Genomic DNA, 13,307 nt, shown 5'->3' with positions numbered 1-13,307 from the left:
GATGCAGACGTTTGCTATTACGGAAGGATTTACGTACGCAGGCGAATCGACTATGTCGAAAGGTTTGCGGTTAGTTGGGCGCGATGCTCCTAGTCCTGCCGAAAAAACGATTATCGAAAGTTTACCGTTCGTTCAAGGCGTATATGATTTTTCCGCCATTTTGGGCGAGCGGGTTTTCGAGAATCGCACGATTACGTATCGGTTTTTACTGCTTGAATCCGTGTATGGTACGCGTAAATTAGCGGAAATAGCATTGAAAAAATGGCTCATGACCGCGAAAATACAACGCCTGTACGATACGCATGATTACGGTTATTACTGGCTCGGCAAATTTTCGCAAGTATCGGTCGAGGATAGTCATCAAGACGGAACGCTGATAGTAACGGCTGACTTCGATTGTTACCCGTTTATGATCGGAGAGTTAGCGGAAGGCAATGACATATGGGACGAATTCAATTTCGAATTTGACGTCGCACAAGATATCGAATATAAAATTAACGGAACGAAAACGATTAAGCTCTATAACGTTGGTTCAAACGGAGTATCGCCGAAAATAACTTCGACTGCATCGATGACTATTACGAAGGACGGTCAACAATTTAACGTGCCGGCGGGCGAATCAAAAAGCGACTTATTGCGTTTAGAAATAGGCGAAAATATTCTAACGATTGCTGGTAGCGGAACAATTAAATTCGAATTCTACAAGGAGGTAATGGCGTAATGTATCTCGTGCAAATTTTCGACGGTCCAACAGACACAAAAGGCATTACGATTCATTCTCCGTATGTAGGAGGCGCTAAATTATCCGACGCACAAATAACGCTTAAATTGACGGGAATTGACGAATTTACATTTCGTCTTAGTCCCAACAATCCAGGCTACCGTAAAATCAAACCGTTGGTAACACTTGTGCGAATTACTAACGCTAAAACTGGACAAAAAATATTCGACGGTCGCGTGCTATTGCCGACTTATCGAATGGAGGAAAGCGGGCAATTCATCGACGAGTATACATGCGAATCAAAATTAGCGTATTTGCAAGATTCATTACAACGGTTTGATGAAATTCACAACACAAGCGTTCGTGACTTCTTTGCGTTGTTAATTGACCGTCACAATCAAACGGTTGAGCCTCACAAACGTTTTAAAGTCGGTAATGTTACTGTTACAAACTCGACCGACAATGTATATCGCTATATTGATTACGAAAAAACATATCCGACGATTAAAGATAAGCTGCTCGATAGATTGGGCGGCTTTTTAGTTATGCGCGAAGAATCAGACGGCACGTATATCGACTACCTTGCGAAAGTCGGCTCGATCAGTGATACGACAATCAGTATTCGCCGTAACTTAAAAAGTATTTCGCGTGACATTGATCCGACCGAAGTTATAACGCGATTAATACCGTTGGGCGCACGTTTAGAATCAGACGACCAATCCAGCGCAAGTACAGCGCGCGTTGATATTAAAAGCGTAAATAAAGGCGTTGATTATCTCGACGATCTAGCGTTGCAAGCGGAATTCGGCATCGTTAATAAAGAAGTCGTATGGGATGACGTTACACTACCGCAGAACTTACTCACAAAAGGACGCGAGTTTTTAGCGAATCAGAAAGCGGCAATTGAAACGTTCGATATTAGCGCGGTTGATTTATCATTACTCGGGTTAGATGTCGCAGAATTTACCGTCGGCAATTGGTACTACATTGACAACCCGTATATTGTTTCGAAAGAATCATTACAAATAATCGAGAAGGTAATCGACTTAGCTAATCCGCAGCAGTCACGATTAACGTTCGGGGAAAAGGCGCGAACCTTAACGCAGTACCTTCAAGGCGTAACAAAGCTTACGAGCAGATTCGAAAATGTTCGGTCGCAAGTGGAATCGCAAACTATTAAAATCGGCACAATTAGCGCTGAATTAGCGGATGCAAAAGCGGAACTAGAAGCGACGAAGCAAAGTCTCGCGCAATTCGAAGGTGGTACAACGGAAGGGATGGCGCAGATTAATGCGGCGATTGAAAATATTAACGCTAGTATTGCGGACTTGCAAACGATTATTGGCGAAATAGAAAGCGTCGTGTCGGCGGAGGAAATTGCGCAAATGAAAGCGGATATTGAGGCGAACACGAACGGATTGGCGGCGGCGGATGCACAAATCGCAGACTTGGCGGCGCGAGTAACAGCGTTGGAGAATAGCGAAGGGGGAACGGGAGTATAATGGCGAATATACAAGGTTTTATCGATAAAATTAGAACGGCTATATACGGTAAAGAAGTGCGCGGTAGCTTAGCGGATGGACTAGATGCTGTAAATAAAGAAACGGAAGCGACATCGAAGAAGCAGGGCGATTTAGAAGCGACGTTTGATCAATTGATTATAAATGCGGGGGATTCAAATGCGGAGATTGTTGCGAGTAGGCACGATAGCGTTAGTGGTGAGACTTATGATACGTTGCCGAAAAGACTCGATGCTACTTCCGCAGAGTTGGCGACTAATCAGCTGAAGATGTCAAGCGAAGAAATCAATGTTTTATTTTTACCGCAGCCATCGTCAGTACCTCCGGCCATTGCAGATGGGGTTACTGATACAACACAAAGTTTAAACGATATTTTTAGTCTGTATAGAGGAAGGAAAATAGTTATACCGGACGGAATTTATCTTATAAGCGATTCTTTAATAATATTTGATGATAGTACTTATGAGTTAGGGAGAAACGCAGTCATTAAATTTAAAGAGTATGAATTCACTGATCGAAATGGAGTCAATGATTATAGTGGAAGGCATATTTTTAAAAATCATCCTACTGAAGGAACAAAAAATATTGAAATCTTTGGCGGTTGTATTGATGGTTCTGCACCTACTCAAATTAGAGATGCTCATAGGGGTTTTTTCTTAGAAAATGTAAACAACGTTAAAATACACGACATAAAAATTAAAGAAGTTTCTGGGTGGGGTATCGCTCATACAAATTGTAATAACTTCCACTTTTATAATATTGAACTAGATCAGGCGCCTGAATCTAAATATGGATATAACGGAGATGGCATCACAGGAGCATCTAGTAATGGACTGATTGAAAATATTAGTGGGTATACATCAGATGATTTAGTTTCACTTAACGCAGGATTCCCTTGGTTTCAAAAGCAATCTAATGTTTATAACGTAACCATAAGAGGGGTCTATCCTAAACCGAAAATATGGGTTAATGATAACGGAGAAACTATCACTGAATATTGCTACAGAGCATTTAGTCTGCACGTACAATCCGGTTTTGAAATGAGCAATGTTCTCGTTGAGGATGTAAAAGGCGAATCTGTTCATGAATTATTTATGTCATCAGGAGGGTACACCACTACGGGAATAAGAGGGAAATTTGGCTCTATAACAATCAGAAATGTAGGTGTAACATTTGAAGGAATAGAAACTATGGGATTTCAAGCTAGATATTTCGAAGCTGAAAATATTAATTTCGAAAATGTATCTTTCTTTAATATGGATGGTTATCCTTACCAATACACTGCCTTCCTTTTTACGGATACACTGATTAAAAATCTTTCTCTTGATGGTTTTTATTGCAATAAAAAGGCGGGTGACAATCCTTTTATAGTAGATACAGGGGAAATTGACAATATATATTTCAACAATATTTATGCTAACAATGATGCGATTACCACACCGCAAGGATATTTTTATTACAAGAGTTCCGTTAAAGATAATGTAACAGTTATAAACTGCGGTAATATAAAGGGTAATGTAGGCTCGTTAGTTGGTAAATCAGCAGAAGGTATCAATAAAATAAGAGTAGCTTCAAGCAATTTTGCTGTAAGGGAAAATTTTATAACGAACCCTACAAGTGGCGATATGGTTAACTTAATTGACAGAGGTATGTGTGTATACAACGGTTATCGATTCTCTTTATTAAGTGATGTTTTCAATTCGCCGTATATTGCAGATGGGACAAAAAACTACACGCTTAATAGCTTATGTTCAATCCTTAATATTTTCCCTGGAGTTACTACTATCACTATTACGCTTGGTAAAAATGTTGAAATTGGTGGATATAAGTTTGATTTAAATGTAAGTTCGTCTTCTAACGTAACATTGAAAGATTCTGACGGAAATACTTTATTTAATTCTAAAATATTTGGAACAGGAACTTATAGTATAGCTAGATACGGGACTAGTTGGATGTATGCTAAAATTTCAGATTCACCTTATCTATTCTCATAAAGGAGTGAAAACATGGCGTTGCAAATGAACACCACTATAACTTTAATTTATACAAATGATATGGTTAAGTATGATGAAAACTTTAAATTGAATTTCCCGACTGTAAAGGAAAGCATTGTACAAACTATTAATATTAATAATGCGTATTATATGATTGATAAAATAGAGGGTAGTAAAGAAGAATTAACAATCGTGTTAAATATGTATAAAGATTCTTCAAAGAGTTGGCTTATAAAGGTCGACACATATAAATTTATTCCATCCGTAGCAAATGATTCCCCGGATTTTATTAGACAAGGATATAATCACCTTAAGAGTTTGGATGAGTTTTCAAATGCAATAGACATTTTAGAGGATGGGCAAGTTGCTTAGGAATTAGGAGGTAATAACATATGAAAAGGGTTATTAGTTTATATAAATATAAAAAAAAGAAAAGAGACAAATAATAACTATTTATTTCAGGCATATGAACATCTTAAACAAATGGCAAGTTACTATAATTCTAATTAGTTGGATACAACTGCGCAATAACCAAACACGGAATCACTTAACGCCAGTCCCACGCGGATATGGCGTTTTTCTTATGCCGTAAAAGAAAGGCGGTGTAGCATGGACGGAATAAATGTAACGGAATTTTTTATCACGCAGGGGCCATTCGCAGTGTTATTCGTATGGCTCCTTTTTTACGTAATGAAACGCAATACCGAGCGCGAAGCCCGCCTCCACGATTTGCTCGAAAAGTTTAGCGATAAATATGACGTTGTAATTGACGAGCTTCGCGATATTAAAAGCCGACTAAGCGGCGGAAAGGACGAAGAATAATGGCGAAAGATAAAATCGTAGATATTTCGCATTGGCAAGGTAAAATCGATTGGGATAAATTCGCGAAGGAGGTTGCGTTAGTAATCATTCGTGTGCAAGACGGTAGTTCCGTAATCGACCGGGAATACAAAACGTATGTCGCCGAGGCAAAGAAACGAGGCATTCCGTTTGGTCACTATGCATTTTGCCGATTTGTTTCGGTTGCCGACGCGCGCAAAGAGGCGCAGGACTTCTACGCACGAGGCGACAAAGATGCGTTGTTTTGGGTTGCCGACGTCGAAGTAAAAACGATGGGCGATATGACGGCAGGAACGCAAGCATACGTAGATGAGTTACGTAAACTAGGCGCTAAGAAAGTCGGCGGCTACTTCGGACATCATACGTATAAGGCGATGGGACTCGACAAAGTGGACGGCTTAGACTTTACGTGGATTCCGCGCTATAGCACGAAAAAGCCCGATTATCCTTGCGACTTATGGCAGTATACCGAAAGCGGAAAAGTTGGCGGCGTAAATGGTGGCGTCGACTTAAATAAGCTGAACGGCAATAAATCGCTTGAATGGTTTACCGGCAAAGCGGGCGTAGTTAAACCGCCAGCGACGAAAGTCGAAGCGGAAATTGTCAAGAAGCCAGCACCGAAGCGCAAGAAAAACAGCGACGGCACATATATCGTTGTTAAAGGCGACACATTGGGCGAAATCGCAGCGGACTTCGGCGTTTCTATTGCGAATCTAGTTGCGTGGAACAATATCGCTAATCCGAACGTAATTGCAGCAGGTCAGAAATTGCGATTTAGCGCGCCAAAGAAAACGACGCCCGAAACATATGTCGTTAAAGCGGGCGATGCATTAAGTAAGATCGCAGCGAAATACGGAACGACAACGGCTGAATTACAAAAGCTAAACGGAATTAAAAATGCGAATAAAATTTACGTAGGTCAAAAGCTAAAAGTGCCGGCAAAGAAATCGGCAACAAAGGCGGAGTACCACACCGTTAAGTCGGGCGACGTTGTATCGAAGTTAGCGGTTAAGTTCGGGTCTACTTCTGCGCAAATCAAAGCGTGGAATAAACTCGATAGTGACTATACGATTTATCCTGGTCAAAAATTACGCGTGAAATAACGCAAACAAGCGAAGGAGGAAACGGAATGGAACAAGTATTAATTTTCGCAACTATTCTCGCGCCAATTATCATTGCGTTGGTGCAACTCGTAAAAGTAACGGTTAACTTTCCGAAAAACTTAATTCCGGTAACTGCGTTGGTTATCGGATTGGTGGTCGGTTATTTAGCCGCGCCATTCACAGATTTAGATGTAATCTTGCGTTTGTGGGCCGGTGGTTTCGCTGGTTTATCTGCGACAGGACTATTCGAAATTGGTAATAAACGCGAAGGAAATACGTTAGACGAATAAAACGATTGCAAGAGCGGTGAAACTTTTCACTTGCTCTTGCGTACATACTATCATACGCGGTAAAATTAAGTAAAAACGAACGGAGTGGTTACGGTGGGGGAAACGAAAGTAATTAGCGGTGAAACGCAAATAATAGAAGTAGAACGCAAAAAAGGTAGCGCAATGGGTTTCGTCGGACGCATGATCGGCTTTATCGTCGGAGGATTCGGCGTGCTTATTTCATGTATATTGTTCGTAACAATTATCGGCATATTGCCCGCGATTGGATTATTCGGAATGTCTCTCGGAATCATTTACGCGGCAATGGGAAAGCAGAAAGTCGAGTGTCCTCATTGCGGTAAGAAATCACCGGTTATTAAAACAGCGGAAAATTTTACGTGCTCAAAGTGTCGCCAACTGACCGTTATCGATTGGAAATAATAAAAATATCCGCCGGTACTTGCATTAATTCGCATGTGCCCGCATATGCTTTAGCGTAAGTGCAACGCGATAAAGCGTCCATAGGAGAAATACGCGCCGTCTATCTTTCGAGGTAGGCGGCGTTTTTTTTTGTTTAATTTGCGAATATTTTTACTAGGACTTGCATAGAGTACGTGAATTCACGTATATTTAAAGTAGACGGTGGTTATCATCTATGTATCAACCGAAAACGATCGGTTATCAACTAGATATCAACCGTACTTTAACGCGAGGTGAAACGAAATGATAGTATCAGTAGACGCAGGAAATAGCGAAGTTAAAACGGTAAGTGCTCACGGAGTGGATAGATTTCCGTCCGCAATAGGAGAATATCGTGAGCGCAATATTAAGGAGAAGCACGGCAAGGACGACATTATCTACGAATATGAAGGACGCAAAGGATTCGCCGGCACACTAGCGCTTTATGAATCCGAATACGGCGGTGCTATCATGGGCGAAAGTAAAGCGCATTTAGACGCAAAGTTGCGCGTATTAATTGCGTTACATAGACTCGGCGCATCGAACGTATATGACCTCGTCGTAAATCAGCCGATAAGCAAACACGACGATGCGGAAAAGGCAGCGATACGGGCAATGTTAATCGGCGAGCACAAAATCACGGTGAATAAAATCGAGCGGACTTTTCGCATTAATGACGTAGTAATTGCGGCGGAAGGCGGAGCGGCTTTCTTATCGGAACCTAGAGCGGGCATTGTGCGCGTGATTGATGTCGGCGGAGGCACGGTAAATTGCGCAACGTTTAATAACAAGCGATTCATCGACCGTGATTCCTTTACGTTGCCGTTCGGACTGAACACGGTTAAGAACGCAGACCCTAACGAATTAGTGCGCGGAGTTGTGACGCAGACTTCGAAGAAATGGAATCCAGGCGATATTATTTACGTAGTAGGCGGAGCGGCGACAGTTCTTACACCAATATTCCAAGCGTATTATCCGAACGCTAGAAAAATAACGCCGATGTTTAAGGGCGAAAGGCTCGACGCGATATATGCAAATGCGGTAGGCTCATACGCAATAGGGAGCGCTGTCTATGCCAAAACAAATTAAAAACCGCCCCGTCTCGTTTAATATTAACGACCCATACCAACGCAAGTTATACGAACACACTTTACAGTATTCGAACTACTCTGCGTATATAAAGTCGTTAATTCAACGCGACATGGAAGGCGGTCATATAAGTAACGCGCAGCAGACAGTGGAGGTTCCGCCAGTTGTAATTAGCGACGATATGCTGCACGGTCTTATCTAACGTAAGTTCAGCCGAAAATCAATGTAAACAAACCAACTAATGCGCCAATGCCAGCGCCTATAAGAAAATTCATGCGACTCACTCCTTCGGCTAGTTATAACGATAGTATGTACGTTAAGTCGCGTACGTATTCATGGAGGCGAAGAAAAATGCGAAAGTTACAAACGGTCGGGACCATTGGCGAGTTTATGCGTCCGACGGAACCGGAAAGAAGCGAAGGTACCAACGTTTATAAAGTAATTGCGCTAGGCGGAAAACTATTCGCTGTTATGGCGCCAAGACATGCGCTTGCGGCGACGGCAGACGCAACGTTCGGCAATATATGGTCGGCAATAATGAATACAGTTGACTGGATCGTTGTTGGCGTATTTATATTCGCTGGCGTTTCGTGGATGTTCGGACACCGCACGAAGGCACTCGAATTACTAATCGGCGGGGCAGCCGGCTATATACTCGCCAGGCATGCGATTGATATGCGTAATTTTCTCAAAGCGTTATAAATACGAAGGAGGCGGACGAAATGGGATGGTTTGAAGATTTTAGCGTAAAGGTTGTATTAAAACCGATCGGCGAGGCGTTAGTGGAAGGCGCAAATCATTTAACGGAAATCCTAACGGCAACTATGCCGGAAATAGGTGCGGGCGTTATGTTAATTTGCGGTGTCATGATAATGTTAACGGGCGATGTTCCGAAATGGCTTGGTCGTATGGCGGTCGGCGTAGGTGGTGCGATTATATGGCTACTCAACGCATGAGCTTGCGCGAGTTCTTCGCCTATCAACGCAACGAAATGGTAACGTACCGAATCACGCCGCACAGCAATGTAACGAATAATCAAAACGCAAAGATGTGGCGGGTGCTGCACAAAATGTACGAAATATATGATCGCATGCCAACACGCTTAACATGCGAAGGATTTCGATTTACGCTACGAGAGAAAGATACGATTTGGATTGACGTAGTGTTTCGCCAAGTTGCCGGCGTAAAGTCGGTCGAATATTACGTCAGCACTTCGCAAATATGGGCGAAGAAGTTTCGGGAGATAGTCGAAAATTTCATGCATGTAACGGTCGAAGTTGCGGACCAATCAGCGTTAGTTGTGCCGGCGGAAAACGAAGTAACGCTGAATGAACTGCGCCTTGCCCGCCATGATATATTCGCTCTACAAACGAATGCTGCCGAACAGACTTCGCCGGTCGCTTCAATTTTAACCGCGCTCGATGATATTGCGGAAGACGGAGATTACGCAAGGCTGTCCGTTTGTTCCGAAACGCTAGACCGTCGTAAGTGGTCACAGAACGCCTCATATGCGCATGAAAAGTTAACGAAGGGCAAAGTACCACAACGTGCTAAACTAACGGCAGACAAGGCGTATAAAACGCTAGGTAAGGCGCTCGCTACGATGTTAAACGAAATATACGATATTGTAAACGACACACTACACGCAATCAGTAACGTATTCTTTAAAAGTACTGGTGGCTTTGAAAAGCGCAAGGCAATCGATAAGCCCGACGCTTTGATCGAAGAAATCCAGGCGAATAAATTAAGCGCTAAGTCTGCCGACAAAATAAACCAAGCGGTTTGGAAATCGCACGTTCGCGTTGTTGCTAGCACGAAAGAAATTCTACGCTGTCAGCTCGTAGCGAATACGATAAGTAGCGCGTTTGGGGAATTAGCGGGTAATAACGAATTGGTGCCGTTTAAGGTTCGCATGAAAGCACGTAAGCAAGAAATACTCGACGAATTAAATACGTTGCATCTTTCCGCGCGAACAAGAGCCGACGGGGACGTTTCGTTGCTATCATGCGATGAACTGGCGAAAGTAGCGTTGCAAATGCCGACTGCAATCGTGCAACAACGTTACGAGGAAGAACTCGCAACAAATCGCCGAGTAGAAACGGACCTGCCGAAAGTGATGCTACATAAACCAGCGCAAAAATATGTCGAAATAGAAGGAATCCGCATTAGTATAGGCGAATGTAACATAACGCGAAAAGGCGCTAATTTGCCGGTAAATTGCCGTAAGACAAACGGGATACTCGTCGGTCATAGCGAAGTGCGGGGCGTCCAGTATCCGATTGGATTGCCGACGAACAACCTCGACGAAACATTCCGCAGTTACGGGTTAGTCGGAGCGCCTCGGATGGGCAAAGATACATTAGCGAAAAATATCGTCATCGAAGGCGCATTACAGCACGGAATGGCTTCGTTTGTTATCGACGCAATAATGGAAGACGGCGAACGCGGATTTGCCGACGGAGTGCGGGATTCGTTGCCGCCTGATCGCATAATTGATATCGATTTGTCTGACGCAGAATATCCCGTGCCGATGGACCTTACGGAAATAGTCGAGCAGCTTGGCGCAAATGGTGCGAATCGTTTTGCGCAGGAATTAATCGACTTCTTCGGCGACATGGAATCGATGGGGCAATCGCGTGCAATCTTGCGAGAATTTGCGAAGGCAAGTGGCGGCTCATTATTCGCAATTAAACGCTTGCTCGAAGACGAGGGATATCGCGCAGAAAAGGCGAGGGAACTACGACAGCAAGGTAACGTAAGAACTGCGGATTTCATCGCTAAATACACGTCGGAATGGGGCGTAGATGCAAAGGGCAATCCGAAGTTAATACGCGACGGTCAAAAAGCGCTCGACGGCAAAGCAAGCGCGATACTTAACCGGCTTGACGAAATGCTTGGCGACGACGTGTTGTTCCGTATTTTTGCGCAACCAGCATCGGCGGACATTGATTTCGCAAAGTGGATTCGCGAGGGTAAGGTCGTTATATTACGCGTGCCGAATCGTAAGCTAGGCGCATTGTCGGCGAAAACGTTGATTCATTGGATAACGCTAAAAATATTCATGACGAAGTTGCTAATGGATCCGAGCGATGGCGGTGCATTCATCGTATTTAACGAACCACATCAATTCCTTACGCCGGGGCTTAAAGCGCTAATGCAACGTATCGTGCTCGAAGGTCCGAAGTGGCGACTCGCTGGCATATTCGCATTTCACCATTTCGATTTATTGCGGTACGGATTAGACGACGATTTAATCAGCGGTGGGATTAACTGGTTCTTATTCGCAAATGACAATCGTAAAGTATTCGAACGGCTGGAAGCGCAATTGAAACCGACGTTCGACGTTGACTTAGCGTTGCGGACCGAGGCGTACGATGCGATTGTGTTGGCGAGGTTTGGAGGGCGTAGGCAAAATGCATTCTTAATGCGTGCGTTACCGCCGGCAAGTCAGCGTGTGCAACAATACGATAATTCTTTCCTAACGAAGCGTCATTCGCGCATGTATGGGCGCCATTGGCAAACGGTTGAGCAACTATTAGCAAGCGGGGAGGTGTAACGATGACTTGGTCGGAATTCATTGCGATATTAGAAGAACGTGGGCTCACGCCGGAAGACGTAGCGCAAATGATTTATTATTACGAAGTGAATCACGGACGTCTTGACTGCGAACTTACGTTCGGTTATAATGACGAAAAAGCCTTCGGAGGTGTTAGGCGTGATTAAAGACCGAGGAACAAAGAAATGGACTTCGATAATGCTACCGGAACTAATCGAAGAATTACGCGACGCAATATACGAGGAAGAGTACCGCACAGATAAGCCGATCATTGACGAATACCAGCAAGCGGAATTTGATTCGTTAATTGAATACGCAATGGAATATAACTATCCGGTCGAGTTTACGACTTGGCATGACGGTTATGTTTCCGTTGCGGTTGGTCGCGTTCATTACGTAGATGCCGTCGGTAAGAACTTCCGTATAAAGTTGCTCGACAAATACGAATCGCTAGATCGCGTTTATATGTCGGATGTGATTGGCGTTAAAGTGATCGAGCCGGATTAACGCAATTATAACTTAAATAGTTCGTTGGCATCTTTAATGCCGAATTCCTGCGCGATCTTACCGATTGCTTCGCGTGGGACTCTTTGCATTTTATTCGTGCATAATTCGCTAACTGTACGCGTAGATAAGCCCGTACGCTCCACGACTTCTTTTTGTTCAATTCCGCGCTCATTCAACCACTCTTGTAACCGCAATTCCACCGCAACCAATCCTTCCGTTTTGTATTACCTTAATTATAACTTATATAGAAGGTTTACGCAATTCGTAATTGACAAATACGCCCGCCGTAAATTATACTTACGTTATAAGTAAATTACGGAAGGAGTAATCGGCTCTATGCACTATTTAGCGGAACATTCTACGTTCGACTCTACCGCGCAATTAAACGCCGCAGTATACGAGCATATACGCAATCATACATACGAATTAAACGAAACGGACCGCAAGGCGCTGAAAATGATCGCTCGCTATTGCGTTAAGTTTGCAGGCGCGTGCCATTTAAAGGCGTCAACTATTAGCGAATTAATCGATCGCAGCGAAAAGACGGCAAGGCGCATCGTTAACAAGCTGGCGGAATTAGGAATCATCGAAAAGGTTGCAACAACGCGGAAGGTGAACGGAGGCAAAGGCGCTAACATTATTCGCATTTTACCCGCCGATGTCCAGTCGAGCGTGTCCAATCGGGCAGGCAGCGACAAGCCAACGGAGAGTAAGGCGGAGGTAAGCAATTCCGAAAACGAACCATCGAATTTTATTAAGCCTTTAAAAGGCAATTACGTATTAGATACGGCGGTGGAGCCAAACGCATTAAAAAACGTGCTGCCTAGCGGAATATATAACGCAATCGTGAAATACTTCCATAACGCCGAGTCTATTTATAAATATTACGGAATTCTATTGCGGGCAAAAGCGAGCGTGGATCCGACCGTAGTCATCGAAGATAACGAAGCGCCGTTCATTGAGGCGTGGAATGCTACGATACTAAAAGCGAAACAACGCAAGGTTAAACGCATGGACGATTACTTATTTGCGAGTTGGAAACAGGCGACCTTAACAGCGATACGGTCAAAAACGAAATTAAGCCGAAAAAGCGAAATGTTGAGTATTTTCGAGGGATGGCTAGACAAATAACCGCCTAACATGGTATTCTAATACGGTCAAAGTTCGACAAATGACCGGTATATGTGTCCGTTCAGTGTGCGACAGATTAACGTTTTAATAAAGCGAAACTAAATCGAGTAAATAGTGC

At 43.5% G+C, this 13,307-nt stretch carries 16 protein-coding genes; 15 read left to right on the top strand and 1 reads right to left on the bottom strand.

What is annotated here, in order from left to right; translation table 11 throughout:
* Nucleotide 1: 1 nt before the first annotated feature.
* The 14 genes from NSQ92_RS25890 to NSQ92_RS25825 all read left to right on the top strand — a co-directional run bounded on the left by NSQ92_RS25890 (nucleotide 2) and on the right by NSQ92_RS25825 (nucleotide 12,058).
* Nucleotides 2-721: a phage tail protein gene (locus NSQ92_RS25890; RefSeq protein WP_341153339.1), complete on the top strand. Its 720-nt coding sequence runs from the start codon at nucleotides 2-4 to the stop codon at nucleotides 719-721.
* Entirely contained in the window at nucleotides 721-2,223 is a 1,503-nt protein-coding gene (locus NSQ92_RS25885; protein WP_341153338.1) for a phage tail spike protein, read from the top strand. Before NSQ92_RS25890 ends, NSQ92_RS25885 begins: the two co-directional genes overlap by 1 nt.
* Nucleotides 2,223-4,235 (top strand): glycosyl hydrolase family 28 protein, encoded by a 2,013-nt coding sequence (locus NSQ92_RS25880; RefSeq protein WP_341153337.1) that lies wholly within the window; start codon nucleotides 2,223-2,225, stop codon nucleotides 4,233-4,235. Before NSQ92_RS25885 ends, NSQ92_RS25880 begins: the two co-directional genes overlap by 1 nt.
* 12 nt (nucleotides 4,236-4,247) lie before the next feature.
* Complete coding sequence (locus NSQ92_RS25875; protein ID WP_341153336.1) at nucleotides 4,248-4,607, top strand: hypothetical protein; 360 nt, start codon at nucleotides 4,248-4,250, stop codon at nucleotides 4,605-4,607.
* A 237-nt stretch (nucleotides 4,608-4,844) separates the two neighbouring features.
* Complete coding sequence (locus tag NSQ92_RS25870) at nucleotides 4,845-5,057, top strand: BhlA/UviB family holin-like peptide (RefSeq protein ID WP_061801015.1); 213 nt, start codon at nucleotides 4,845-4,847, stop codon at nucleotides 5,055-5,057.
* Complete coding sequence (locus NSQ92_RS25865; protein WP_341153335.1) at nucleotides 5,057-6,178, top strand: LysM peptidoglycan-binding domain-containing protein; 1,122 nt, start codon at nucleotides 5,057-5,059, stop codon at nucleotides 6,176-6,178. Before NSQ92_RS25870 ends, NSQ92_RS25865 begins: the two co-directional genes overlap by 1 nt.
* A gap of 26 nt (nucleotides 6,179-6,204) precedes the next feature.
* Nucleotides 6,205-6,468, top strand: a complete 264-nt coding sequence (locus tag NSQ92_RS25860) for a holin (protein ID WP_341153334.1) — start codon at nucleotides 6,205-6,207, stop codon at nucleotides 6,466-6,468.
* Nucleotides 6,469-6,561: 93 nt separating this feature from the next.
* Nucleotides 6,562-6,888, top strand: a complete 327-nt coding sequence (locus NSQ92_RS25855) for a hypothetical protein (protein WP_341153333.1) — start codon at nucleotides 6,562-6,564, stop codon at nucleotides 6,886-6,888.
* 282 nt (nucleotides 6,889-7,170) lie between these two features.
* Entirely contained in the window at nucleotides 7,171-7,995 is an 825-nt protein-coding gene (locus NSQ92_RS25850) for a ParM/StbA family protein (RefSeq protein ID WP_341153332.1), read from the top strand.
* Nucleotides 7,996-8,346: 351 nt separating this feature from the next.
* A complete protein-coding gene (locus NSQ92_RS25845) occupies nucleotides 8,347-8,697 on the top strand; it encodes a glycosyltransferase (protein WP_341153331.1) in 351 nt (116 codons plus the stop codon).
* Nucleotides 8,698-8,717: 20 nt separating this feature from the next.
* The gene (locus tag NSQ92_RS25840) at nucleotides 8,718-8,951 is read left to right on the top strand and encodes a hypothetical protein (RefSeq protein WP_341153330.1); all 234 of its coding nucleotides are present in this window, start codon (nucleotides 8,718-8,720) and stop codon (nucleotides 8,949-8,951) included.
* The gene (locus NSQ92_RS25835; protein ID WP_341153329.1) at nucleotides 8,933-11,551 is read left to right on the top strand and encodes an ATP-binding protein; all 2,619 of its coding nucleotides are present in this window, start codon (nucleotides 8,933-8,935) and stop codon (nucleotides 11,549-11,551) included. The genes NSQ92_RS25840 and NSQ92_RS25835 overlap by 19 nt, the downstream gene beginning before the upstream one ends.
* A gap of 2 nt (nucleotides 11,552-11,553) precedes the next feature.
* A complete protein-coding gene (locus NSQ92_RS25830; RefSeq protein WP_167555744.1) occupies nucleotides 11,554-11,718 on the top strand; it encodes a hypothetical protein in 165 nt (54 codons plus the stop codon).
* Nucleotides 11,711-12,058: a YolD-like family protein gene (locus tag NSQ92_RS25825; protein WP_341132812.1), complete on the top strand. Its 348-nt coding sequence runs from the start codon at nucleotides 11,711-11,713 to the stop codon at nucleotides 12,056-12,058. Before NSQ92_RS25830 ends, NSQ92_RS25825 begins: the two co-directional genes overlap by 8 nt.
* Nucleotides 12,059-12,063: 5 nt before the next feature.
* Here NSQ92_RS25825 and NSQ92_RS25820 read toward each other — a convergent pair whose 3' ends face one another.
* A complete protein-coding gene (locus NSQ92_RS25820; RefSeq protein ID WP_123260777.1) occupies nucleotides 12,064-12,258 on the bottom strand; it encodes a helix-turn-helix domain-containing protein in 195 nt (64 codons plus the stop codon).
* Nucleotides 12,259-12,394: 136 nt separating this feature from the next.
* On the opposite strand from NSQ92_RS25820, the gene NSQ92_RS25815 reads away from it, so the two are divergent.
* A complete protein-coding gene (locus NSQ92_RS25815) occupies nucleotides 12,395-13,189 on the top strand; it encodes a helix-turn-helix domain-containing protein (protein ID WP_341153328.1) in 795 nt (264 codons plus the stop codon).
* Nucleotides 13,190-13,307 lie beyond the last annotated feature (118 nt).

The organism is Niallia sp. FSL M8-0099 (genome assembly GCF_038006945.1).
Taxonomy (GTDB): domain Bacteria; phylum Bacillota; class Bacilli; order Bacillales; family Cytobacillaceae; genus Niallia; species Niallia circulans.
Note: the sequence above shows the minus strand (reverse complement) of the source record. Positions and strands in the feature narration are given on the sequence as shown.